The sequence below is a fragment of the Streptomyces sp. NPDC056144 genome (assembly GCF_042264145.1).
Taxonomy (GTDB): domain Bacteria; phylum Actinomycetota; class Actinomycetes; order Streptomycetales; family Streptomycetaceae; genus Streptomyces.
In genome coordinates this window covers 780,903-803,562 of the sequence record NZ_JBHJVF010000001.1, presented here as the reverse complement: position 1 = coordinate 803,562, position 22,660 = coordinate 780,903, and the positions used below count along the sequence as shown (strand labels likewise).

The following is a 22,660-nucleotide window of genomic DNA, read 5'->3' as shown; positions in this document are numbered from 1 at the left end:
GGAGCTGACCCCCCATGAGTGCGACCACCCCCGACCCGATCCGTGTCCAGCCGCTGCCCGAAGGGCCGTTGCTCGTGGAAGGGCCTGCCGAGATCGTCATGCCGGACGGGTCGGTGATCCTCTGCGAGCGGCCGATGATCGCCCTGTGCACGTGCCGGCGCAGCCTCCGGGCACCGTTCTGCGACACGAGCCACCGCCCGCGCCTCCGGCGCCGTACCGGAAAGCCGCGGTCGGCCGGGAGCAAGACCGAGACCGACGGGTCCCAGGGGGCGGCCGAGGGAGAGACGTCATGACTCTGCTCCAGACCCCCGCCTCCGCTGCCTCCGCCGTCTCCGCCGCCTCCCTCACGTCCCTCGCGCCGCCCGTCCCCGAGGCCCGGGGTCCGGTCTCCGACGCGGTACGGGCCCGGCTGCTCGGCGCCGGAACCGACCGGCTGCCCCGGCCCGCCGCCGTCGCGCGCTCCTCCCCCTACGGCGAGGACCTCCACCTCGCCCTCCACCTCTGTTACGAGCTCCACTACCGCGGCCTCGCCGGCGTGCCCGACACCTTGGAGTGGGATGCCGACCTGCTCCGGGTCCGGGCCCTCCTGGAGCACCGTTTCGAGCAGGCACTCCGCCACGACTGCCGTGAACTCCCGCCTGTGGAGGAGGCCTTGGCGGATCTCCTGGTCGAACCGCCCGACGGTGACGGCGTCTCGCACTTCCTGATGTCCCACGGGGAGCTCTGGCAGCTCCGCGAGTACGCGGCGCTGCGCTCCGTCGTCCAGCTGCGCGAGGCCGACCCGCACCTGTGGGCCGTCCCCCGGCTGAACGGCCGCGCGAAGGCTGGCCTGATGGCGGTCCAGTACGACGAGTACGGGTGCGGGCGCGCGGAGCGGATGCACGCGCGGCTGTACGCGGACCTCATGGCCGACCTCGGCCTCGACCCCTCGTACGGGCGGTACGTGGACGCGGCCGGTGCCGAGGTCCTCGCCGCCTCGAACCTCATGTCGTTCCTCGGCCTGCACCGGCGGCTGCGCGCTGCGCTCGTCGGCCACTTCGCGGTCCTGGAGACGACCTCGCCGCCCGCCGCCGCCCGCGTCGCGGCGGCGATCCGCCGCCTCGGGGCCGGGGCGGCGGCGGAGCGGTACTACGACGAGCACGTGGAGGCCGACGCCGTTCACGAGCAGGTGGTACGCCGTGAGGTCGTCGGCGGCCTCCTCGACGAGGAGCCGGGACTCGCGCCCGACATCGCCTTCGGCATCGCCGCGACCCGATTCCTGGAGAACCGTTTCGGGAGCCGGGTGGTGGAGTCCTGGACTCAGGGCGGGAGCGCCCTGCGTACGCCCTCCGGGGGTGGCCCGCTCCTGGCGGGTGACACGAGACTCCCGCGCTTCGAGGAGAGGAGCAGGTCATGAACCTCATGGACGGCCCGGCCGAACGCCTGACGGCGGACGCACCCGGGCCCGCGCCCCGGGCCGCGCCACGGTCCGCGCACCGCCGCGACCTCCCACCCGACCACACCCAGGCGATCCTGGAGACGACGAAGGAGGTCGGGGCCGTCCTGAAGGAGTCGGGCTGCCCGTTCGCCCTGGTCGGCAGCGTCGCCACGTACGCGCACGGGATTCCGGTCCGGCTCCAGCACGACACGGACTTCGCCGTGCTCCGCGAGGACGCCGAGGCCGTCGTCGAGGCGCTCCGGACGCGGGGCGTGCGGATCGTCGACCCGCCCGAGGACTGGCTGGTGAAAGCCCGGGCGGGCGGCGAGGAGATCGACCTGATCTTCGCCCTCGCCGGACGGCCGGTCACGGGCGAGCTGCTCGCCCGCGCGCAGACCCTGCCGGTGGACTCCGTCCACATGCCGGTGCTCGCGCCGACCGACCTCGTGGTCTCCCGGCTCCTCGCGCTCTCCGAGCACCACTGCGACTTCGGCCCGCTGCTCCCGGTGGCGCGCGGGCTGCGGGAGCGGGTCGACTGGGAGCGGGTGCGGGAGGAGACGGCGGGCGTTCCGATGGCCGAGGCGTTCCTGTACTTGCTCGGGCTCCTCGACGTACTCCCCGGGCACGAGGGGTAGAGGAGGCACGTGACCCCCTAGGACCGTTGGTCACGCGTACCCGTCGACTCCCCCTGGAGGAGCCCCGTGTCCCTGTCCGACGACGCGTTACCGGTGGAGGAGTACGCGGCCTCGCTGCCGAAGGCGGTGGTGTTCGGGGCGCTCCTCTTCACGGACCTGGAGGACCGTCCCGTCCAGCTGCACGCCGTCTACAGCGCCGAGCATCCGTGGCAGTTCCCGGGCGGGACGGCGGAACCGGGCGAGCGGCCCTGGGAGACGGCCGTGCGGGAGACCGAGGAGGAGACGGGGCTCCTGGTGCCCGGGCCGCCCCGGCTCCTGGCGGCGGTCTTCGGCCTGCCGGGGGCACGCTGGCCGCTCGCCTCGGCGGGCTTCGTCTTCGACGGGGGCAGGCTCACGGACCGGCAGATCGCGAGCATCATGCTCGCCCCGGAGGAGCACGACGACGTGCGGGCCCTGTCGCTGAGCGCGTGGCAGCCGCTGATGCCGGCCCGCGACTTCGACCGGCTCGCCGCCGTCCTCGAGGCCCGCAGGACGGGCCGGGCGGCCTACGTCGGCGCGTGGGACTGGGACGACGGGGGCCCCGTGCCGGGGTGAACGGACCGCGCGAAGGGCGCCCGCCCGGGCCTTTGCCCGGCGGGCGCCCTGGTGGCGCTTCGGTCCGCCCCTGGCGGATGCCGCCAACCGATGCCGCTAGCGGATGCCCAGCGCCACGACCTGCGTGATCGCTTCCGCGGCGAAGTTGTCGTCGCTGACCAGGATCAGCGTGCGCTCGCCGGACGGCAGGTCCGGGCCCCACGTCATGCCCTCGGTGTTGTCGACGGCGGACAGGCCCAGGGTGTCGAAGTCCACGACGAGGCGCTTGCGCATCGGGGTCACGGTCTTGCCGGCGAGGGAGTCGACGGCCCGGACGTCGGTCGCGCCGCGCGTGGTGGCCTCGAAGAGGCGGATCTTGTAGCCCGCGCCGGCGACCCAGGTGCGCTCCAGGACCAGGTAGCGGTTGGCGTCGTCCGGGAAGGCCAGGATGGACGGGACGCCGGTGTCCGGGCCCCAGGGGCTGTCGGGGTCGTTGACGGCGAAGATCTTCTCCAGCTGGTACGCGTACTGGCCGAGGACCCGGCCGTCTCGGGCCTGCTGGGTGACGCGGACGGGCGCGCCCTTCTCCACGTCGGGCTCGGGGCCGTCCTGGAGCAGCGGGCCCTCGATGGCGCTGGTCACGACCCTGCCCTGGGCGCCGAAGGTGAGCGCCTCGATCGCCTGGTTCCGGCGCGGGCCGCGCTCCTCCATGGTGATCTCGTAGTTCGCCGGGAGCCCCAGCTGCCCGAGGTACGCGCCGGTGGCGGGGGACGCGTACTGGATGGACGGCTGGACGACCGGCGGGCCGACGGTCTTCGGCCGGTCGCCCTCCTGGCCCCACCAGTAGTCGCAGCCACGCGGGTCGACGCGGATCTCCTCGGGGTCGACGGCCTTGCCGTCGCCGACGGTCGGCGACGGGTAGGCCGTGCCGTCGGGCTGGAGGAAGGGGTGGGTGCCGGTGAAGTCGACGGCGTGCACGCCGGTGGCGTCCACGTCGAGCGCGGCAGTGTAGAAGCGGGCGGGCTGGAGGTAGGACCGGTCGTCGCTGATGAACACGTACTCGCCGGTGCAGGGGTTGCGGTCGATGCCGGAGAGGCCGCCGACGGTGGTGCCCTGGAAGTCGAGCTTGTGCGGGACGGTCTTCTCGCCCAGCAGGCGGGCTTGGACGGGGCGCCTCGACTCCGGCCCGGGGACGCCGGGTTGGGCCGCCACCGCCACGGCGGGGGCCAGCGTCGAGGTCAGGAGCAGGGCTACGGCGCACGCGCGGCGCGTCAGGGAAGAACTCACGTGGTTGATCTTGACCCGGCGGCACCCTGGGGCACAGTCGCCCAATGGGGTGCTATTGAAGGACGCTCATCCTATGAACACACGCGGATTCCGGCCGTTTTAATCCCACACAAGTCTCAATACCGCTCGTTCCACGGCACCTTGGGTCGCCGGATGACCGAAAGAGACTCCCTCGCCGAGGCGTTCGAGGGCGCGGTCGATGGAGGAGGCCCGGCACACCGCCGGGGTGTTGCCGAGATAGTCGGCGACCTCGCGGACGGCGCGGGTGACCGCCCGGGAGCGGGTCCTCGTCGAGCCGTCCGCCGCGCGGGCGGACACGGCGAGGGCGGACACGGCGAGGGCGACGGCGGCGAGGACGGTGGCGTGCCAGGTGCGGAAGTCCTTGGCCGTGACGTCCCGGCCGGAGCGCTCGCGCAGGTACGCGTTCAGGTCCTCGGCCCGCACCTCGTGCCAGGCCCGGCCCTCCCGGTACGCAAAGAGCCGATCGCCGGGCTCGTGGCGCCGCAGCAGCGCCCGTACGGCCCTGAACGCGGTCTCGTCGACGAGGGCTCGGTGCTGGTGGCGGCCCGACTTGGCCGGAAAGCCGAGACGGATCTCGCCCCGGCCGCACTCGGCGTGTTCGCGGAGGAGCGTGGTCAGACCGTAGCTGTCGTGGTCGCGGGCGTAGCGTTCGCCGCCGATCCGGAAGAAGCCGAGGTCGAGGAGGCGGGCGGCGCGGGCGAGGACGCGGGCCCGGCACAGGCCGCGGGCCGACAGGTCCTCGGCGATGCCGCGGCGCAGCCGGGGCAGGCCGGCCGCGACGCGTCGGACGTGGTCGTGCTTCGCCGCCTCGCGTCGCTCGCGGAAACGCGGGTGGTAGAGGTACCGGCGGCGGCCGGCGGCGTCGGTCCCGACCGCCTGAATGTGGCCGTTCGGCCAGGGGCAGATCCACACGTCCCGCCAGGCGGGCGGGATGGCGAGCGCGACGATCCGGCCGCGCTCGTCGGCGGGGACGGGGCGGTCCTCCGCGTCCAGGTAGCGGAACCCGCGGCCGTGGCGGACGCGGCGCCGGCCGGGCCGGTGGGGGTCGCTGGTCCGGAGCCGGGCGGTCACCGGGCGGCCCTCACCTCGGGCCTCCGGCGCGCCGGCCGTCTGGCGGGTACGCCGGCTCGGCGCGGATCACCACCAGTCGCTCCCTGGTCGCGTGCGCGTCGGCCAGGCCCTGGCGGGCGAGCCAGGTCCGGCGCGCCGAGAGCACCGGGCCCCAGGGGATGTCGGCGCGGCGGACGACGCGGGCCGACAGGCCGTGGTCCTTCAGGAGGGCGACCGTGGTGGCGGGGCCGCAGAGGGCGGAGTGGACCAGGAGCAGGGCGCCGCCGGGGCGCAGCCAGGCGGCGGCGCGGCGGCACAGCTGGTCGATGACCGCGCGGCCGTCGGGGCCCGCGTCCCAGGCCATCGCCTTTCCGGCGCCACGCGCGCGCGGGGCGGGGACGTACGGCGGGTTGCTGAGGACGAGGTCGAAGCGGCGGCCGGGCGCGCAGTCGGCGGCGTCGGCGTGCTCGACGAGCAGCGGAAGGCGGTTGCGGCGGGCGTTCATCCTGGCCGTGCGGACAGCCTGCCGGGAGACGTCCACGGCGGTGACGGCGGCGCCCCTGCGGGCCGCGAGGAGGGCGAGGACGCCGGAGCCCGTGCCGATGTCGAGGACGGCGCAGCCGGGTGCGATCGCCTCGGCCGCGAGGGCGTCGGCGAGGAGGCGGGTGTCGGCCGCCGGCCGGTAGACGCCGGGCAGGAGGGTGAGGGAGGCGAGCGGGGCGAGGGGGGTCATGTGGGGGCGGTGCCCGGTCGGGGGCGGCCCATGCGGAGCCGTACGCCGCGGCCCCGTCGGAGGCGGGCCATGCGGAGCCGTACGCCGCGGCCCCGTCGGAGGCGGGCCATGCGGAGCCGCACGCGCGCGCGTGGGCCCCCGACCGTGGCGGTCGGGGGCCCACGAGGGTGCGTGCCGCGGGCGGGCCGTTCCTACTTGCGGTCCCGCAACGAGTCACGGACGCCCTGGGCGCTGTCGTGGACCTTGGCCATGGCCTCCTTGGCCTTGCCCTTGGCCTGGTCCGTCTTGCCCTCGGCCTTCATGCGGTCGTTGCCGGTGGCCCTGCCGACGGCCTCCTTGCCCTTGCCCTTCATCTGTTCCATCTTGCCCTTGGCCTTGGACGCCATGGTCGTGCTCCCTTCTCCCACTGCCGCGCCTGCCCGGGGCGGCCGCTTCTACACACGGGAGGGTCAGGAGGCACGGTCGGCGGCGAGCTGGGCGGCCAGGGCGGGGATGCCGAGCGCCTGCTCCTGGGCGGGGGTGGCCTGGTACAGCTTGTTGGTGAGCTGGTGCGGGTCGGCGGTGAGGTCGTAGAACTCGCGGAAGGTGACCTGGCCGGTGCCGGTCACCGTCCCGTTGCCGTCGGTCGTCAGGTCGTAGTACTCGGTGTACTGCTTGTCCTTGGCGACGTACGAGGACCAGGTCGGGGCCCCTCCGGTGCCGGTGCCCTGCTTCCACCACTCGACGAGGAGGTGGTCGCGGCTCTGCGCGGAGAGCAGCGAGGTGCCGTCCTGCGGGGCGGCCGGGGTGATGCCGGCGGCGTCGAGGATGGTGGGCGCGATGTCGATGTTGGCGACGATGCGGTGGTCGACGGTCCCGGCGCCGAGGCCGCCGGCGGGCCAGGAGAGGTAGAACGGGACCTCGTGGGCCTGGCGGTAGGGGACGGACTTGGCGGTCCAGCCGTGGTCGGCCCAGCTGAAGCCGTTGTCGCCGAGGTAGATGACCAGGGTGTTGTCGAGCTGGCCGAGAGCCTGGAGCTTGTCCTTGAAGGCCTGGACGGCGTCGTCGACGGAGAGCAGGGTGCGCAGCTGTTCGGCGCGGATCCGCTTGCCGTCGGCGAGGGTGCCGGTGGCGTTCTTGATGTAGTTCGGCTTGTCGCTGCGGTCGGCCTCGGGGACGGAGGGGCGGCCGTTCCACTCGGGGACGACGGTGTCGGCGTACTTCGCCTCGGGGGTGCGGGGGCCGTGGGAGGCGTACGGGGTGACGTAGGCGAACCACGGGCGGGTGTCGGTGGCGGCCTTGTCGAGGAAGTTCAGGGTGCGGTTCTTGATGATGGTGGTGGTGTAGCCGTTGATCGTCTGGACGGTGCCGTTGACGTTCCACTGCTTGTCGACGTAGCCGGGCTGGAGGAGGGCGAACTCCTCGAAGTGCGGCGGGTTCTCGGCGAGCGTCCAGGAGTTGAGGTACTTGCCGAAGAGGCCGGTGCGGTAGCCCGCCTGCTTGAGGTACTTCTGCACGGTGGTGCTCTGGTCCAGCTCGTACGAGGCCTTGTTGTTCCGTACGCCGTGGTGGTGGGCGTACCGGCCGGAGAAGACGCTGGAGCGGGAGGGCGAGCACAGGGGTGTGGTGACGTGGCCGTCGGTGAACCGTACGCCCTGGTCGGCGAGCCAGGCGACGGTCTTCGGCAGGGCCCATTCGGTGTGCTTGGGCTGGTCGTCGGTGACGATGAGCAGGATGTTGGGGCGCGTGGCGGCGGTGGCGGCCGCGGCGGTTCCGGTGGTGCCCAGTCCGGGCACCACCGTGGCGGCGGCAGCGGCGGCGGCTCCGCCGAGGAAGCCGCGGCGGCTCACGGGGGATCGTCGGTTCTCGGTCATGGGTGGGTTCCTCCTGGCGACGTCGGCGTACGGGGGCGGGGCGAGGCGCGCTCAACGCGCGTGCGCGGCCCTACAGAGGGCGCTCGCCGCCCGGCCGAAGTCGACGTGGCGGCGCACAGTGAGGAGTCCTGTTGCCATGGCCACGACATTAGGGGAACCGGAGCGCGGCTTCCATGTACGGACGATGAAATGAGCGCCGCGCCCCTCGCGTACCAACGGGGTTGACTCAGAAGGCCGTTGCCGCCTCCATCCCCCTGGCGTTCGCCGCCTTCGTCGCCTCCTCCGAGGCGAGGAGGCCGAGAATCTCGCGAGCGCGGTCCGGCCGCGTGGAGGTGGCCAGGACACCCCCACTGAAGAGCGAGGTGATCGCGGTCTCGCCGGGGAGGGGGCCGACGACCGTGACGCCGGGGAGGTCCATGAGTTCGCTGTGCTGCTGGAAGGCGAGGTCGGCCTCGCCCGAGGCGAGCAGCGACCCGGCGGGGACACCGGGCGGGGCCTGCACCAGGCGGTCGCCGAGCGCGTCCGCCAGGCCCAGGCGGGCGATCAGTTCGACGAGGGCCGTGCCACTGGGACCCGTCGAGTAGGCCACCTTCCGCGCGGCGAGGAGCGCGGCCTTCAGGTCGGCCTCCGTGGCGAGTACGGGCAGGTCGGTGCCGTCCGGGACGGCCGCGACGACCTGGGAGATCCACAGCGGGCGGACCGTGTCCGCCACCACGTGACCCTCCTTCGCGAGGGCCGCCAGCGCGCCCGCCGCGAGCACGAGCAGATCGGCCTCGGCGCCCTCCCGGACGCGGCGCGCGACCTCGACTCCTCCGGCGGCCTCGAAGCGCACCGCGAGCCCGTGGGCCTGGTGGATGTGTGCGGACAGCTCGGCCAGGACAGGGCGCGTCGCCATCGAGGACAGCCCGTAGATCTCGGGATTCATGTCACCGTCCATGTCGCCTCCTCAGTGATCGGCGGTGATCGTACACGCGTGTTCGAGCTGTTCAACGCGGGTCTGCGAGGATGACGGCGTGAGCAAGAGCCCCAGTACCGCGGCCGGAAAAGTCCTGGAGATCCTCTCCACCTTCGACCGCGAGCACCCGTCGCAGACCCTGTCGGAGATCGCCCAGCGCACGGGTCTCGCCCTGAGCACCGCGCACCGCGTGGTCGCGGAGCTTGCCTCCTGGGGCGCGCTCGAACGGGCCGAGGACGGGTCCTGGCACGTGGGCCTGCGGCTCTGGGAGATCGCCTCCGGCTGCCCGCGCACGCAGATCCTGCGCGACGTGGCCCTGCCCTTCATGCAGGACCTGTACGAGGCGACCCACGAGAACATCCAGCTCGCCGTCCGCGAGGGCACCGAGCTCGTCTTCGTCGAGCGGATCGCGGGCCACCGGTCGGTTCAGCTGCTCACGATGGTCGGCTCGCGTTTCCCCATCGGCTCCACCGGCATGGGCCGCGTCCTGCTCGCCCACGCGCCCCGGGACATCCAGGAGGAGGTCCTCGAAGCGCCGCTGCGCGCCTGGACCCCGCACACCGAGACCGACCCGAAGGCCCTGCGGGCGCAGCTGGACCGGATCCGGCGCGAGCAGATCATGGTCAGCGACCGGCAGCTGTCGGAGGACACGGTCGCGGTCGCCACGCCGGTACGGATCGGGCGCTCGGGCCCGGTGAGCGCGGCCCTCGGGATCGTCGTCGCCGCCCGCAGCGCGGGGCGGACGCGGAGCCTGCGCGAACCGCTGCTGCGGGCCGCGCAAGGGATCTCGGACGAGCTCGGCCGACGGGCCCGTACCGCGGTGTGACCTGGGGCGCGGGACGACGGCCGGCCCTAAGCATGGAATAGGCAACGACTTCCGCCTGACGGAAACGGGCGCGACCGCGCACCTGACCTGCTGTCAACGTTCGGGGTGTTCCGAACGCCCGCAGTCGCTCAGGAGAACGCATGGCCGACGCCCCCGACGCCCTCGCCGAGACGGTCGACACGGTCGACACCGTCGTCTCGGTCCCCGTCGCAGTGATCGGCGCCGGCCCCGCCGGCCTGATGCTCGCCCACCGGCTGGGGCGCGCCGGGGTCGACACCGTCGTGATCGACACCCGCACCCGGCACGAGATCGAGACGACCCAGCGGGCCGGCATCCTGGAGGCCGACGTCGCCCGGGACCTCGTCGAGACCGGTGTCTCGGACCGCATCCTGCGCGACGGCCACGAGCACGAGGGCGTCGAGCTCCGCTTCGGGGGCCGCCCGCACCGCATCCACATGAAGGACCTCGTCGGCGAGTCCGTCTGGCTCTACCCGCAGACCGACGTCTTCATCGACCTGGCGGACGCCCGCGAACGCGACGGCGGCACGGTCCACTTCGGCATCCGCGACACCGAGGTCCTCGACGTCACCACCTCCGCGCCGCGCGTCCGGTACACCGCGCCCGACGGCACCCGCCACGAGATCCGCGCCCGGTACGTCGTCGGCGCCGACGGATCGCGCAGCATGTGCCGCGACCTCATCCCCGAGGACAGGCGCGTGCGGTACGGCAAGGAGTACCCCTTCGCCTGGTTCGGGATCCTCGCCGAGGCCCCGTACAGCGCTCCCGAGCTGGTCTACGCCCACTCCGAGCACGGCTTCGCGCTCATCAGCCAGCGCACCGCCGACGTCCAGCGCATGTACTTCCAGTGCGACCCCGACGAGAAGGTCGACGAGTGGTCGGACGAGCGCATCTGGGAGACCCTCCAGGCGCGGGTGGCCGGAGTCGACGGGTTCCGCCTCAAGGAGGGCCCCGTCATCGAGAAGACCGTTCTTCGGTTCCGTTCCTTCGTCCAGGAACCGATGCGCTGGGGCTCCATGGCCCTGGCGGGCGACGCCGCGCACACGGTGCCGCCGACCGGCGCCCGCGGTCTGAACCTCGCGCTGCACGACGTGAAGGTTCTCGCGGACGTCCTGCTGAGGGCGCTCGGCGACGCGGGCGAGGCCGCGTTGGACGAGTACCAGCCGAGCGCCCTCCAGCGGGTGTGGCGGGCCCAGAACTTCTCGTACTGGATGACCCGGCTGCTCCACACCGCTCCCGGTGGCTCCCCGTACGACCTGCGGCGCCAGCTCGGCGAGCTGGACAACGTGGTGGGTACCCGCGCGGGCCGCACGTACCTGGCGGAGCAGTACACCGGCTGGCCGGCCGGCTCCCCGCGCTGACACCCCGACCACCCCCGCAGAACCGGAGAACCGGAGAACCGGAGACCCCCATGATCATCGACTGTCACGGTCACTTCACCACCGCTCCCCCGCAGCTCGCCGCCTGGCGCGACCGGCAGATCGCCGCCGTCGACGGCACCGGCGAGGCGCCGGACCCGGCCGACCTCGTCATCAGCGACGAGGACCTGCGCCGCGCGATCGAGGACAACCAGCTGCGCCTGATGGACGAGCGCGGCAGCGACCTCACGATCTTCTCCCCGCGCGCCAGCTTCATGGCCCACCACATCGGCGACTTCGAGACCTCCTCGACCTGGGCGCGGATCTGCAACGACCTCGTGCACCGCGTCAGCACGCTCTACCCCGACCGCTTCGCCATGGGCGCGATGCTCCCCCAGTCGCCCGGCGTCGACCCCGCCACCTGCCTGCCCGAGCTCCGCCGGGCCGTCGAGGAGCTCGGCGCCGTCACGGTCAACCTCAACCCCGACCCCTCGGGCGGCCGGTGGACCGCGCCGCCGCTGACCGACCGCAGCTGGTACCCGCTGTACGAGGCGATGGCCGCGTACGACATCCCCGCGATGATCCACGTCAGCACCTCCTGCAACCCGGCCTTCCACACCACCGGCGCGCACTACCTGAACGCGGACACCACCGCCTTCATGCAGCTGCTCCAGGGCGATCTGTTCGCCCACTTCCCGACCCTGAAGTTCGTGATCCCGCACGGCGGCGGCGCCGTCCCGTACCACTGGGGGCGCTTCCGCGGCCTCGCGATGGCGATGGGCCGCCCGGACCCGGAGAAGCTCCTGGAGAACGTCTTCTTCGACACCTGCGTCTACCACCAGCCGGGCATCGACCTGCTCACCCAGGTCGTCCCCAGCGCGTCCGTCCTCTTCGCCAGCGAGATGATCGGCGCGGTCCGCGACATCGACCCGCGTACCGGCCACCACTTCGACGACACCAAGCGGTACGTCGAGGCGACGCCGAACCTCACCGACGCCGAGCGCGCCGCCGTCTACTCCGGCAACGCCCTGCGCGTCTACCCGCGCCTCGCCGCCCGCCTCGCCACCGCCGGCCGCTGAGCACCCTCCCCCTCACACGACTTCGAGGAGAAGCACCATGGAGCACACCGAGCTCGGTGTCGTCCGCACGGCGATCACCCGCGCCGACCCGGAGGACGTCGCCGCCCTGTCCGCCTTCGGCGTCGCCACGATCCACGAGGCCATGGGCCGCGTCGGCCTGACGCGCCCCTACCTGCGGCCCGTCTACGACGGCGCCCGCCTCTGCGGCACCGCCGTGACCGTGCTGCTCCAACCCGGCGACAACTGGATGCTGCACGTCGCCGCCGAGCAGATCCAGGAGGGCGACGTCGTCGTCGCCGCCTGCACCACCGAGAGCGAGGACGGCTTCTTCGGCGAACTCCTCGCCACCTCCTTCCGCTCGCGGGGCTGCAAGGGCCTCGTCATCGACGGCGGCGTCCGTGACGTCGCCGAGCTGGAGGAGATGGACTTCCCCGTCTTCTCCCGCGCGATCAACGCCAAGGGCACGGTCAAGGCCACCCTCGGCTCCGTCAACATCCCGGTGATCTGCGCCAACGCGCTCGTCCGGCCCGGCGACGTCGTCGTCGCCGACCGCGACGGCGTCGTGGTCGTCCCGCGCGAGCGGGCGGCCGAGGTCGCGGCGGCCGCCCGGAAGCGCGAGGACGCCGAGGAGGGCAAGCGGGCGCGCTTCCGCTCCGGCGAACTCGGCCTGGACATCTACGGCATGCGGCCGAAGCTCGCCGAGCTCGGCCTGCGGTACGAGGACTGAGCGGTACGAGGACTGAGCATCGTGAACACGTTCGAGAAGACCCCCGGCTGGCTCGACTGGTACGCCGACCCGAGCCGCCCCCGCTACCGGATGCCCGAGGGCGCCGTCGACGCGCACTGCCACGTCTTCGGCCCCGGCGCCGCGTTCCCCTTCGCGCCCGAGCGGAAGTACACCCCGTGCGACGCGTCCAGGGACCAGCTGTTCGCGCTCCGCGACCACCTCGGCTTCGCCCGTAACGTGGTCGTGCAGGCCACCTGCCACGGGGCCGACAACAGTGCCATGGTCGACGCGCTCCAGGCGTCCGGGGGCACGGCCCGCGGCGTCGCGACCATCCGCCCCGACATCGCCGAGGACGAGCTGCGCGCGCTGCACGAGGCCGGTGTCCGCGGGGTGCGGTTCAACTTCGTGAAGCGGCTCGTGGACGCCTCTCCGCGGCAGGCGCTGCTCGACGTCGTCGAGCGGATCGCCCCGTACGGCTGGCACGTCGTCCTCTACTTCGAGGCGCCCGACCTCCCCGACCTGCGCGACTTCTTCCTGTCGATCCCGGTACCGCTGGTCATCGACCACATGGGCCGGCCGGACGTCACGAAGGACCCGGCAGGCCCCGAGTTCGAGGCGTTCCTGAACTTCCTGCGCGCCCGCCCCGACATCTGGTGCAAGGTCACCTGCCCGGAGCGGCTCACGGTCGACGGTCCGCTCGCCCTGGACGGAGAGCAGCTCGCGTACCGCGACGTCGTGCCCTTCGCCCGGCGCGTCGTCGAGGAGTTTCCCGACCGGGTGCTGTGGGGTACGGACTGGCCGCACCCGAACCTGAAGAGCCACATGCCCGACGACGGACTGCTCGTCGACTTCATCCCGCACATCGCGACCACGCCCGAGCTGCGACGGAAGCTCCTCGTCGACAACCCGATGCGCCTGTACTGGCCGGAGGCCCGCTGACCATGTCGCTGGACAAGACCTACAAGCTGGTCCCGGGCACGACCATCTTCGACGCCGAACAGTCCGCCAAGGGCTACCACCTCAACCAGTTCTGCATGTCGCTGATGACGGCCGAGAACCGGGACCTCTACCTCGCCGACGAGCGCGCCTACCTCGACGCCTGGCCGCTGCGCGAGGAGCAGAAGCAGGCCCTGCTCGACCGTGACCTCAACGCCGCCATGCGCGAGGGCGGGAACATCTACTTCCTCGCCAAGTGGGGCGCCACGCTGGGCTTCTCGTTCCAGCAGATGGCCGGCTCCATGACCGGGATGACCGAGGAGGAGTACCGCGCCATGATGGTCGGCGGCGGACGCTCCGTCGAGGGCAACCGCATCGACCACGCGGTCCTGGAGGCGGCGCACGCCGACCCGAACCCGCCGACCGAGCACGCGGAGATCACCGGCGCCGTCTTCACCTCGCACGTGCCCGCGATCGGCGCGGCCATGGACCTCGGGAAGACCGAGGAGGCCTACTGGCAGCCGCTGTTCGCGGGGTACGAGTACTCCAAGGAGTGGCTGAGGGAGAACACGCCCGACGTGATCTTCCTCGTCTACAACGACCACGCGAGCACCTTCGACCTCTCGCTCGTCCCCACCTTCGTGCTCGGCACGAGCGCCTCCTACCCGACCGCCGACGAGGGGTACGGCCCCCGGCCCGTCCCCGGCGTCGAGGGGGACCCCGACCTGGCCGCGCACATCGCGCACTCCCTGATCAGGGACGACTTCGACCTCACGCTCGCCAACGAGATGACCGTCGACCACGGCCTGACCGTCCCGCTGTCGCTGATGTTCGGCGACGTGGAGAAGTGGCCGTGCAAGGTCATCCCCTTCCACGTCAACGTCGTGCAGTACCCGGTGCCTTCGGGCACCCGCTGCTTCGAGCTGGGCCGCGCGCTGCGACGGGCGATCGAGTCGTACGATCGACCCCTGAAGGTCCAGGTCTGGGGCACCGGCGGCATGAGCCACCAGCTCCAGGGCCCCCGCGCCGGTCTCATCAACCGCGAGTGGGACAACGCGTTCCTCGACCGGCTGATCTCCGACCCGGCCGGTCTGGCGCAGGTCCCGCACCTCGAGTACGTCGAGGAGGCCGGCTCCGAGGGCATCGAGCTCGTCATGTGGCTGATCGCCCGCGGCGCGCTCGCCGACGTGGACGGCGGCGGCGAGACCGAGGTCAAGCACCGCTTCTACCACGTGCCGGCGTCCAACACCGCCGTCGGCCACCTGATCCTGGAAAACCGCCCGCGGGCCGAGGCGCCCGCCGTGAAGGAGTGACATGACTGACGACCGAACCCTTCGGATCGCGCTGGCCGGCGGCGGAGCCTTCGGCGCCAAGCACGCCGCCGCGCTCCGGCGGATCGAGGGCGTCGAGGTGGCGGCCGTGGTGAGCAGCTCCCTGGAGAGCGCGCGGAAGTTCGCCGCCGACCAGGGCATCGACCGTGCCGCCGGCAGCCTCGACGAGGTGCTCGCCATGGACGACGTCGACGCGGTCGTCCTGGCCACGCCGACGCAGCTGCACGCGAGCCAGACGCTCGCCTGCCTGGAGGCCGGCAAGCACGTCCAGGTCGAGATCCCGCTCGCCGACTCCCTCGGCGACGCGGAGGCCTGCCTGGAGGCGCAGCGGCGCACCGGCCTCGTCGGCATGGTGGGCCACACCCGGCGCTTCAACCCGAGCCACCAGTGGGTGAAGCGGCGGATCGAGGCCGGTGAGTTCGGCATCCAGCAGATGGACGTGCAGACGTACTTCTTCCGCCGGACGAACACCAACGCGCTGGGCAAGCCGCGCTCCTGGACCGACCACCTGCTGTGGCACCACGCCGCGCACACGGTCGACCTGTTCGCGTACCAGACCGGTTCGCCGATCGTGCAGGCCAACGCCGTCCAGGGCCCGATCCACCCCGAGCTCGGCATCGCGATGGACATGTCCATCCAGCTGCGCGCGGAGAACGGCGCGATCTGCACCCTGTCGCTGTCGTTCAACAACGACGGCCCGCTCGGCACCTTCTTCCGGTACATCGGCGACACGGGCACGTACATCGCCCGGTACGACGACCTGGTCACCGGCAAGGACGAGGTGATCGACGTCAGCGCGGTCGACGTGTCGATGGACGGCATCGAGCTCCAGGACCGCGAGTTCGTCGCGGCGATCCGCGAGGGCCGCGAGCCGAACTCCTCGATCGCCCAGGTGCTGGACTGCTACCGGACGCTGGACGCCCTGGAGCGGCAGCTGAAGGCGTTCGACGCCCGATGAGTACGTTCGCGAAGCGTCGCATCGGACCCTTCGAGGTCTCGGCCGTCGGCCTCGGCTGCATGAACCTCAGCCACGCCTACGGCGAGAAGGCATCGCCCGAGCAGGCCGAGCGGGTGCTGCTGACCGCGCTCGACGAGGGCGTCACGCACTTCGACACCGCCGCCCTCTACGGCTTCGGCGCCAACGAGGAGCTGGTCGGCCGGGTGCTCGGGCCGCACCGGGACCGGATCGTGCTCGCCAGCAAGTGCGGGATGACGGGCGTCGACGGCACGCGCGTCATCGACGGGCGGCCGGAGACCCTGCGGCGTACCGTCGACGAGGCGCTGGCCCGGCTCCGTACCGACGTCATCGACCTCTACTACCTGCACCGGCTCGACCGGGCGGTGCCGGTGGAGGAGAGCGTCGGGGCGATGGCGGAGATGGTCGCGGCGGGCAAGGTACGGGCCCTCGGCCTGTCCGAGGTGTCGGCGGACACGCTGCGCCGCGCGCACGCCGTGCACCCGATCGCCGCGCTCCAGAACGAGTACAGCCTGTGGTCGCGCAACCCCGAACAGGGGACCCTTGAGGCGACGCGGGAGCTCGGCGTGGCGCTCGTGGCGTTCAGCCCGGTCGCCCGCGGCTTCCTCACCTCGGTCGCCCCCGACCTGGACGCGCTGCCCGGGAACGACATCCGCCGGGGCATGCCCCGCTTCGGCGCCGAGCACTACCCGGGGAACCTGGCGCTGCGCCGGGAGCTCCTCGCCGTCGCCGAGGAGGCGAAGGTGACGCTCGCGCAGCTGGCGCTCGCCTGGGTCGTCTCGCGCGGGCCGCACGTGGTGGCGATCCCCGGCACGCGCTCGGTGGCGCACCTGCGGGAGAACCTGTCGACGCTGGACGTCGAGGTGCCGGCCGAGACGCTGGAGGCGGCCGGACGGATCCTGAACGCGTCGACCGTCCACGGCCCCCGCTACAACGCGGGCACGCTGGTGGAGATCGACACCGAGCGCTGCGGGGACGCGGGCTGAGGGTCCCGCGCGCCGGTCCGAGGGAGGGCCGGGCGGCGGTACCGACGTGTGTGGCGTCGGTACCGCTGCCCGGTCCTTCGTCGTGTCGCCCCTCGCCCTCAGATCTTGCGGGCGTGGAGCGCGTGGGCGCCCAGGGCCAGGGGGCTGTGGCCGACGAGCTCGATGCCGTGCTCGCCGAGCATCCGGGCGTACTGCTCGGCCGTGCGCTCGCGGCCACCGGTGTTGCACATCATGTGGAGGTCCCACGCCGTGGCGAGCGAGGGCGTGCCGTCGGTGGGCAGCAGGCGTTCGACGATGAGGAGGTCGGCGCCGGACGGCATGGCCTCGGCGCAGTGGCGGAGGATGGTGCGACAGCGCTCGTCGTCCCAGTCGTGGAGGATCCGGGAGAGCAGGTAGACGTCGGCTCCGTGGGGTACGTCGGCGAAGTCGCCGGCCACGTAGTCGCAGCGCGCTCCGGCGTCGGTCCCGGCGAGGCGGGCGCGTCCCGCGGCGAGGACCTGGGGGCGTTCGAGGAGGATGCCGCGCAGGGTGGGGTGGGCGGTGAGGACGCGGCCGAGGAGTTCGCCCGTGCCGCCGGCGATGTCGACGACGGTGCGCGGGCGGTCGGCGCCGGTGGCGGCGCCCGCGGCGGCCTCGGCCGCGGCGACGAGGACCGGGTGGGCGGGGAGCGGGTCGAAGATCGGGGCGCTCGACACCATCGACTGGTCGAAGAGGGCGGCGAGTTCGGGGTCGCGGGCGAAGTGCAGGAAGTGGTTCTCGCCGTAGAGGTGCTCGAAGCCGGGTTCGCCGGTGCGCAGGGTGTGGGTGAGGTGGGCGAAGGACTGGTAGAAGGGTCCGCCGTACATGAGGGCGAGCGGCCGCATGGAGCGCGGGGTCTCGGCGTCGAGGAGCGCGCCGACGTCGGTGAGGCGGAAGCCGTCCGGGCCCTCGTCGACGACGCCCAGCATGCGGAGGTAGCGGAGCAGGACGGACAGGCATTCCGGGTCGGCGCCGACGGCCTCGGCGAGCTCGGCGGTGGCCGTTCCGGTGTGGCGGTTCATGGCCTCGGGCAGGCCGAGGCGGGCGCAGGTGGCCAGGGCCTGGGTGGTCCAGGCTCCGGTGAGGAGCTTCAGGAGCGTCTCGGCCGGGCCGTCGGCGGCGGGGCTGACGGCGGCGGGGAGGGGCGCGGGCCGGCGTTCGAGGTGCTCGGCCAGCACGTCACGGTGGTCGCCGCGCGCGTACAACTCGACGCGGCGGTAAGGGGTCTTGGTCTCGGCGGGGGCGGCGAAGTAGAAGACGGTGCCGTCCTCGTGGGGGTTGTAGCCGCCGCCGTCGGCGGTCGCGCCGTGCCGGGCGAAGCTCGCGAGGAGTCCGCGCAGGACGAGCGGGTCGGGCCGGGTGACGTCGAAGGCGAGGTGGGCCTCGTGGTCGTGCCGGCGCTCGTCGGCGGCGGTCGCGGTGAGGCCGGAGCCGGGCGGCACGGTCAGGGCGAAGACCTCGACCGCCCGGTTCTCCCCGGAGGGTCCGTGGACCTCGGGGCGGAGAATCCTTACGTCGAGATCCTCGGCCCGGCGGCCGCAGCGGGCGGCGAGGCGCTCGCGGACGACGACGCTGGGCCGCGCCGGGGTGTCGGCGGCCAGACCGGTCGCCGCCAGCTCCGTCCGCAGCTCGCGCTCGTCGGCCGGGAAGACGAGCACGGCGGCGTGCCCGAATCCGCACTGGTCCGTCAGGGCCCGGAGTTCGGGCCCGTCGAGGCCCGGCAGGATGCGCGAGAGGAGGAGGGAGGTGTCCTGTTCGCGGACGAACCGGGCCGTCGCGCCGAGCCGTTCCGTGTCGTCGAGGGCATGGGTGAGCTGCGTGGGGGGCTGTTCGGAGTGCATTCCCTGTCCTTGCGTGGAGGAGGAACGCCGTGCCCGGAACGAGGGCATGACGAAGTGAGGCGTGGCGGCACGCCGGAAGGCAGATCGAGCCAATCGAGCTGACGGTGCGTCACATGCCGACGTAGTTCTCCGCGAACCAGTCCTGGTGTCCGGTCGAGGTGCGCAGCGAGGCCATGCGGGAGTGGCGCAGGCCCTCCTGGAAGGCCGCGTCGTCGGTGTCGGTGGGCGCGTGGAGCAGGCGGATCATCCAGTGCGAGAACTCCTGGGCGCGCCAGATGTGGTCGAGGCACCGTGCGGAGTAGTGGGTGAGCGGTTCGGGGTCGCCGTCGTTCAGGTCGGCGACGAGGGCGAGGGCGAGGATCTCGGCTTCGAGGACGGCCAGGTTGGCCCCCTTCGCGGCGGAGGGGCTGATGAGGGCGGCGGCGTCGCCGACGAGGAACAGGGCCCCGTGGCGGAGGGGTTCGAGGACGTCGGACTCGAGGTCGATGACGGTGCGCTGGATGACGCGGCCGCGCGTGAGGGGTCCGAACTCGTGGGCACCCATGCGCAGGTCGAGCTCGTCCCAGATGTCCTTGTCGGTCCAGGCCTCGGCCCGGGTGCCTCGCTCGCACTGGAGGTAGTAGCGGGTGATGTCGGCGGAGCGGGCCATGTGTCCGGCGAATCCGCGCGGGTGGACGGCGTAGCCGACGGCGTCGATGCTCGGCGGGGCCTCGGCAAGGAGGCCGAGCCAGGACACCCCGTGGTCGCGGTGGTGCCGGCGTACGGCTCCGGGCGGGAGCGCGCGCCGTCCGGCGCCGTGGCGGCCGTCGCAGGCGGCGACGTACCGGCCGCGCCACCGCACGGTGCGGCCGTCGGCCTCCCGGACGGTCACGGAGGGCGCGGATCCCTCGATGTCGTCGATGGAGACGGCTTCCGTGGCGAAACGGATGCGCCCTCCGGCGTCGACGTACTGGTTCAACAGGTCGGTGACCAGCTCGTGCTGGGGGTAGACCGTGTGCGGCTCCCCCTTGCCGAGCTGCTCGTAGTCGAGACGGAAGCGGCCGTCGGCGGTGCGGAACTCGCAGACGCCGTGCTGCTGTCCGCGTCGGCTCAACCCCCCGTCCAGTCCGTGGCGTCGGAGGACGCGCACGGTGTTGGGGGCGAGGAAGCCCGCCCGTGCGCGGTTCTCCACGTCGTCGCGGCCGGACCGCTCCAGGACGACGCAGTCGACGCCGGCCCGGAGTAAGACGTTGGCGAGGACGAGTCCGGCCGGTCCGGCGCCGACGATGACGACATCTGCCGAGTCCTCAGCGACCCGGGCGTGCGTGCTCTCTGTCACAGCAGTGGATCATAGGCACTCCAAAAACACGTGGGCACCCCTGAATCACCCGTATGCAGCAGTGCTTGCGAAAAGGATTCTGCCGCGTCAGGCCAAGACGTTCAGTGCGGCGGGGCGCACCGTGAGGGTGACGGGGAGGCGCGCGTCGACCTCGCCGTCCGCCCCATAGGGCAGGGGGCGGTCCGCCTCGACGCGGACCTGCTTGCCCCGGAGGATCTCGATCTGCGGCCGGCGGATGTGAACACCCGTCTTCAGTTCGTTCATCATCGCGAAGAAGAGGTGCTTCGGCGCCTGCTTGATGACGACGACGTCGAGGAGCCCGTCGTCGACGAGCGCGCCCGGCGCGATGTTCCTTCCGAAGCCGTAGAAGCCGGAGTTGGCGACGACGACGGTGTAGCCGGTGCGCTCGTGGAGCTCGCCGTCGATCGTGATGCGGTACGCGGCGGGCTTCCACGCGAGGACGGCGCGGGCGCCGCCGACGTAGTACGACGCGGCTCCGCGCAGGAGGCGGGAGTGGTTGGCGTGGCGGTTGGCGACCGCGTCGACTCCCGCGTACACGCTGCCGAGGACGTGGGTCCGCTCGTGGACGGCGGACGCGACCTCGATGGTGTCGACGGCCCGGGGCGCGGCGTCGAGCAGCACCCGCGCGAGGCCCTCGGGGTCGGTGGGGAGGCCGAGGGCGCGGGCGAAGTCGTTGCCGCGCCCGGCGGGGACGAGACCGAAGACCGTGTCCGTACCGCTGAGAGCGCCGCCGACCGTACCGGCCATGCCGTCGCCGCCGACGGCGAGGACGACGTGGCCGCGCGCTCCGGCGTCCCGGGCGATCTCCTTCGCGTGGTCGAGGCTGCGGCTGTAGACGGTGTCGAGGTGGGCACCGGCCTCCCGGAGCAGCCGGGCCACGGGGAGCAGGCTCGCCGTGCCGCTGGATCCCCCTGCGGTGGGGTTGACGACGGCGGTGAACTGTCGCATGGGACATGGCCTCCGGGGGCAGGAGAAGGCGGCGGGTGTGAGGGGGCGTGCGCCGGCGCGACGGGACCGTTCCCGGGAGGGCGGTCCCGTCGCGCCGGATCGTTCGGGACGGGCTCAGCGGCGGGGGATCAGGACGCCCGGGCTCAGCACCCCGGACGGGTCGATCTCCGCCTTCACGGCCTGGAGCATACGGATGCCGAGCGGGCCGACCTCCTTCGCGTACCAGTCGCGGTGGTCGGTGCCGACGCCGTGGTGGTGGCTGATGGTGCCGCCGGCCGCGAGGATCGCGTCGTTGGCCGCCGCCTTCGCGGGCGCCCAGTGCGCGACGGGGTCCTCGCCCTGCGCGGAGACGACGGTGAAGTAGAGCGAGGCGCCGTTCTCGTACGTGTGCGAGATGTGGCACATGACGAGCGGCGGGGTGCCCGCCTCGGCGAGGGTCTTGGTGAGCGCCTCGCGGACCGACGTGTACAGGCCGGGGATCGCGGACCAGAAGGCGGCGGTCTCCAGGGTCTCCGCGAACGCTCCGGCGTCGAGGAGGGCGTCGCGGAGGTAGGGCGCGTTGTAGCGGCCGTGCTCCCACTTGTCGCCGGGCTCCTCGCCGATGTACTCGCCGTCGCAGGCGAGGAGGACCGCGCGGGCGCCGGCCCGGCGGGCGGCGGTGTCCTCCTCGGTGCCCTCGAAGCCGACGATCGCCATGCAGCCGGGGTTCTCGGGGAGCGCCGCGCTGCCGATGGCGTCGGGCTGGGCGAGGCCGATGAAGGTCTCGGACTCGTCGGACAGGCGCAGCACGGTGGGGCGCGGGCCGTCCTGGGCGAGGCGGCGCAGGGCCTCCGTGCCGGCCTCGAAGGAGGCGAAGCGCCAGCCCTCGTAGACGCGTTTCTGCGGGAGGGGGCGGATGCGGACGGTCACGGAGGTGATCACGCCGAGGGCGCCCTCGGAGCCGAGGAGGAGCTGGCGCAGGTCGGGGCCCGCGGCCGAGCGCGGGGCGCGGCCGGTCCACAGGGTGCCCTCGGGGGTGGCGACCTTCAGGCCGAGGACCATCTCGTCGAAGCGGCCGTAGCCGGCGGAGGCCTGGCCGCTGGAGCGGGCGGCGGCGAAGCCGCCGACGGTCGCCCACTCGAAGGACTGCGGGAAGTGGCCGAGGGTCCAGCCCCGCTCGTTGAGGAGCGCCTCGCACTGGGGACCGCGCAGGCCGGGCTGGAGGGTCGCGGTGCGGGAGACCTCGTCGACGGCGAGGAGCCGGTCGAAGTGGCGCAGGTCGAGGGCGACGAAGGGGCCGTCGGTGGTGGGGGCGAGCCCGCCGACGACGGAGGTGCCGCCGCCGAACGGGACGGCCGCCAGGCCGTGTTCGGCGCAGGCGCGCAGGACGGCGAGGACCTCGTCGTGGTCCGCGGGCAGGATGACGGCGGCGGGGATGTCGTCGACCTCGCCGGCGCGGATGCGCAGGAGGTCGGGGGTGGACTTGCCGCGGGTGTGCCGGATGCGGCTCTCCGCGTCGTCGCGGACCCCGTCCGGGGCGGCGACGGCGGCGCGCAGCGCGGTGTACGCCTCTTCGGTGAGCGCCGGGGCGGGCGCCTCGATCTCGGCGAGCGCGGCGGGGCCGCTCTCGCGCGGGGTGACGCCGAGCAGGTCCCGGAGGAGACCGGTCACCGATTCGGGCAGGGGGGCCGCCTTGGCCGGGTCGCCCCAGCCGCTCCACAACATGTCCACTTCGAGCAGTTCCTCACGGTCTGTTTCACGGTCGGCGCACCTA

22 protein-coding genes are annotated in these 22,660 nt (G+C 72.9%); 12 read left to right on the top strand and 10 right to left on the bottom strand.

Going from position 1 to position 22,660, the window contains the following annotated elements:
* Positions 1 to 14: 14 nt before the first annotated feature.
* The 4 genes from ACFC0Z_RS03470 (at position 15) to ACFC0Z_RS03455 (ending at position 2,646) form a co-directional block, all read left to right on the top strand.
* Positions 15 to 293, top strand: coding sequence for a CDGSH iron-sulfur domain-containing protein (locus ACFC0Z_RS03470; RefSeq protein WP_376432258.1), 279 nt, complete (start codon positions 15 to 17; stop codon positions 291 to 293).
* Positions 290 to 1,396 (top strand): iron-containing redox enzyme family protein, encoded by a 1,107-nt coding sequence (locus ACFC0Z_RS03465; protein ID WP_376432256.1) that lies wholly within the window; start codon positions 290 to 292, stop codon positions 1,394 to 1,396. Before ACFC0Z_RS03470 ends, ACFC0Z_RS03465 begins: the two co-directional genes overlap by 4 nt.
* A complete protein-coding gene (locus ACFC0Z_RS03460; protein WP_376432254.1) occupies positions 1,393 to 2,052 on the top strand; it encodes a nucleotidyltransferase family protein in 660 nt (219 codons plus the stop codon). Before ACFC0Z_RS03465 ends, ACFC0Z_RS03460 begins: the two co-directional genes overlap by 4 nt.
* A 66-nt stretch (positions 2,053 to 2,118) precedes the next feature.
* On the top strand, positions 2,119 to 2,646 hold the full coding sequence (locus tag ACFC0Z_RS03455; protein WP_376432252.1) for an NUDIX domain-containing protein: 528 nt from the start codon (positions 2,119 to 2,121) through the stop codon (positions 2,644 to 2,646).
* Positions 2,647 to 2,742: 96 nt separating this feature from the next.
* Here ACFC0Z_RS03455 and ACFC0Z_RS03450 read toward each other — a convergent pair whose 3' ends face one another.
* From ACFC0Z_RS03450 to ACFC0Z_RS03425, 6 genes are all read right to left on the bottom strand, one after another.
* Complete coding sequence (locus ACFC0Z_RS03450; RefSeq protein WP_376432250.1) at positions 2,743 to 3,912, bottom strand: esterase-like activity of phytase family protein; 1,170 nt, start codon at positions 3,910 to 3,912, stop codon at positions 2,743 to 2,745.
* 99 nt (positions 3,913 to 4,011) lie between these two features.
* Positions 4,012 to 5,004: a DNA topoisomerase IB gene (locus ACFC0Z_RS03445; RefSeq protein ID WP_376432248.1), complete on the bottom strand. Its 993-nt coding sequence runs from the start codon at positions 5,002 to 5,004 to the stop codon at positions 4,012 to 4,014.
* Positions 5,005 to 5,014: 10 nt separating this feature from the next.
* Complete coding sequence (locus ACFC0Z_RS03440; RefSeq protein ID WP_376432246.1) at positions 5,015 to 5,716, bottom strand: HemK2/MTQ2 family protein methyltransferase; 702 nt, start codon at positions 5,714 to 5,716, stop codon at positions 5,015 to 5,017.
* 191 nt (positions 5,717 to 5,907) lie between these two features.
* On the bottom strand, positions 5,908 to 6,102 hold the full coding sequence (locus ACFC0Z_RS03435) for a CsbD family protein (RefSeq protein WP_376432244.1): 195 nt from the start codon (positions 6,100 to 6,102) through the stop codon (positions 5,908 to 5,910).
* A 63-nt stretch (positions 6,103 to 6,165) separates the two neighbouring features.
* Entirely contained in the window at positions 6,166 to 7,569 is a 1,404-nt protein-coding gene (locus ACFC0Z_RS03430) for a sulfatase (protein WP_376432242.1), read from the bottom strand.
* A 226-nt stretch (positions 7,570 to 7,795) separates the two neighbouring features.
* On the bottom strand, positions 7,796 to 8,506 hold the full coding sequence (locus tag ACFC0Z_RS03425; protein ID WP_376432240.1) for a substrate-binding domain-containing protein: 711 nt from the start codon (positions 8,504 to 8,506) through the stop codon (positions 7,796 to 7,798).
* A gap of 76 nt (positions 8,507 to 8,582) precedes the next feature.
* On the opposite strand from ACFC0Z_RS03425, the gene ACFC0Z_RS03420 reads away from it, so the two are divergent.
* From ACFC0Z_RS03420 to ACFC0Z_RS03385, 8 genes are all read left to right on the top strand, one after another.
* Positions 8,583 to 9,350 carry an IclR family transcriptional regulator gene (locus ACFC0Z_RS03420; protein ID WP_376432238.1) on the top strand — a complete coding sequence of 256 codons (768 nt, stop codon included), beginning with the start codon at positions 8,583 to 8,585 and terminating at the stop codon, positions 9,348 to 9,350.
* Positions 9,351 to 9,490: 140 nt separating this feature from the next.
* Positions 9,491 to 10,729: a 4-hydroxybenzoate 3-monooxygenase gene (locus ACFC0Z_RS03415; protein ID WP_376432236.1), complete on the top strand. Its 1,239-nt coding sequence runs from the start codon at positions 9,491 to 9,493 to the stop codon at positions 10,727 to 10,729.
* 50 nt (positions 10,730 to 10,779) lie between these two features.
* Positions 10,780 to 11,805, top strand: coding sequence for an amidohydrolase family protein (locus tag ACFC0Z_RS03410; protein ID WP_376432234.1), 1,026 nt, complete (start codon positions 10,780 to 10,782; stop codon positions 11,803 to 11,805).
* Between the two features lie 37 nt (positions 11,806 to 11,842).
* Positions 11,843 to 12,532 carry a 4-carboxy-4-hydroxy-2-oxoadipate aldolase/oxaloacetate decarboxylase gene (ligK, locus tag ACFC0Z_RS03405; RefSeq protein WP_376432232.1) on the top strand — a complete coding sequence of 230 codons (690 nt, stop codon included), beginning with the start codon at positions 11,843 to 11,845 and terminating at the stop codon, positions 12,530 to 12,532.
* Positions 12,533 to 12,550: 18 nt separating this feature from the next.
* Positions 12,551 to 13,471 (top strand): amidohydrolase family protein, encoded by a 921-nt coding sequence (locus ACFC0Z_RS03400; RefSeq protein WP_376433434.1) that lies wholly within the window; start codon positions 12,551 to 12,553, stop codon positions 13,469 to 13,471.
* A 2-nt stretch (positions 13,472 to 13,473) separates the two neighbouring features.
* Positions 13,474 to 14,781 carry a protocatechuate 4,5-dioxygenase subunit alpha gene (gene ligA, locus ACFC0Z_RS03395; RefSeq protein WP_376432231.1) on the top strand — a complete coding sequence of 436 codons (1,308 nt, stop codon included), beginning with the start codon at positions 13,474 to 13,476 and terminating at the stop codon, positions 14,779 to 14,781.
* Position 14,782: 1 nt separating this feature from the next.
* Positions 14,783 to 15,757: a Gfo/Idh/MocA family oxidoreductase gene (locus tag ACFC0Z_RS03390; protein WP_376432230.1), complete on the top strand. Its 975-nt coding sequence runs from the start codon at positions 14,783 to 14,785 to the stop codon at positions 15,755 to 15,757.
* Positions 15,754 to 16,761: an aldo/keto reductase gene (locus ACFC0Z_RS03385; protein ID WP_376432228.1), complete on the top strand. Its 1,008-nt coding sequence runs from the start codon at positions 15,754 to 15,756 to the stop codon at positions 16,759 to 16,761. Before ACFC0Z_RS03390 ends, ACFC0Z_RS03385 begins: the two co-directional genes overlap by 4 nt.
* Positions 16,762 to 16,859: 98 nt before the next feature.
* Here the strand turns inward: ACFC0Z_RS03385 and ACFC0Z_RS03380 are convergent, their stop codons facing one another.
* From ACFC0Z_RS03380 to ACFC0Z_RS03365, 4 genes are all read right to left on the bottom strand, one after another.
* Positions 16,860 to 18,620, bottom strand: coding sequence for a methyltransferase (locus ACFC0Z_RS03380; protein WP_376432226.1), 1,761 nt, complete (start codon positions 18,618 to 18,620; stop codon positions 16,860 to 16,862).
* Between the two features lie 109 nt (positions 18,621 to 18,729).
* The gene (locus tag ACFC0Z_RS03375) at positions 18,730 to 19,938 is read right to left on the bottom strand and encodes a 4-hydroxybenzoate 3-monooxygenase (protein ID WP_376432224.1); all 1,209 of its coding nucleotides are present in this window, start codon (positions 19,936 to 19,938) and stop codon (positions 18,730 to 18,732) included.
* An 87-nt stretch (positions 19,939 to 20,025) separates the two neighbouring features.
* The gene (locus ACFC0Z_RS03370; RefSeq protein ID WP_376432223.1) at positions 20,026 to 20,907 is read right to left on the bottom strand and encodes a diacylglycerol/lipid kinase family protein; all 882 of its coding nucleotides are present in this window, start codon (positions 20,905 to 20,907) and stop codon (positions 20,026 to 20,028) included.
* A 114-nt stretch (positions 20,908 to 21,021) separates the two neighbouring features.
* Positions 21,022 to 22,617 carry an FAD-binding oxidoreductase gene (locus tag ACFC0Z_RS03365; RefSeq protein ID WP_376432221.1) on the bottom strand — a complete coding sequence of 532 codons (1,596 nt, stop codon included), beginning with the start codon at positions 22,615 to 22,617 and terminating at the stop codon, positions 21,022 to 21,024.
* Positions 22,618 to 22,660 lie beyond the last annotated feature (43 nt).

Bases quoted from the DNA above. Each gene is read 5' to 3' on its own strand.
- ACFC0Z_RS03370 (WP_376432223.1), bottom strand. From the start codon at position 20,907: ATGCGACAGTTCACCGCCGTCGTCAACCCCACCGCAGGGGGATCCAGC.
- ACFC0Z_RS03415 (WP_376432236.1), top strand. From the start codon at position 9,491: ATGGCCGACGCCCCCGACGCCCTCGCCGAGACGGTCGACACGGTCGAC.
- ACFC0Z_RS03435 (WP_376432244.1), bottom strand. From the start codon at position 6,102: ATGGCGTCCAAGGCCAAGGGCAAGATGGAACAGATGAAGGGCAAGGGC.
- ACFC0Z_RS03380 (WP_376432226.1), bottom strand. From the start codon at position 18,620: ATGCACTCCGAACAGCCCCCCACGCAGCTCACCCATGCCCTCGACGAC.
- ACFC0Z_RS03430 (WP_376432242.1), bottom strand. From the start codon at position 7,569: ATGACCGAGAACCGACGATCCCCCGTGAGCCGCCGCGGCTTCCTCGGC.
- ACFC0Z_RS03460 (WP_376432254.1), top strand. From the start codon at position 1,393: ATGAACCTCATGGACGGCCCGGCCGAACGCCTGACGGCGGACGCACCC.
- ACFC0Z_RS03465 (WP_376432256.1), top strand. From the start codon at position 290: ATGACTCTGCTCCAGACCCCCGCCTCCGCTGCCTCCGCCGTCTCCGCC.
- ACFC0Z_RS03425 (WP_376432240.1), bottom strand. From the start codon at position 8,506: ATGGACGGTGACATGAATCCCGAGATCTACGGGCTGTCCTCGATGGCG.
- ACFC0Z_RS03470 (WP_376432258.1), top strand. From the start codon at position 15: ATGAGTGCGACCACCCCCGACCCGATCCGTGTCCAGCCGCTGCCCGAA.
- ligK (WP_376432232.1), top strand. From the start codon at position 11,843: ATGGAGCACACCGAGCTCGGTGTCGTCCGCACGGCGATCACCCGCGCC.
- ACFC0Z_RS03440 (WP_376432246.1), bottom strand. From the start codon at position 5,716: ATGACCCCCCTCGCCCCGCTCGCCTCCCTCACCCTCCTGCCCGGCGTC.
- ligA (WP_376432231.1), top strand. From the start codon at position 13,474: ATGTCGCTGGACAAGACCTACAAGCTGGTCCCGGGCACGACCATCTTC.
- ACFC0Z_RS03410 (WP_376432234.1), top strand. From the start codon at position 10,780: ATGATCATCGACTGTCACGGTCACTTCACCACCGCTCCCCCGCAGCTC.
- ACFC0Z_RS03385 (WP_376432228.1), top strand. From the start codon at position 15,754: ATGAGTACGTTCGCGAAGCGTCGCATCGGACCCTTCGAGGTCTCGGCC.
- ACFC0Z_RS03390 (WP_376432230.1), top strand. From the start codon at position 14,783: ATGACTGACGACCGAACCCTTCGGATCGCGCTGGCCGGCGGCGGAGCC.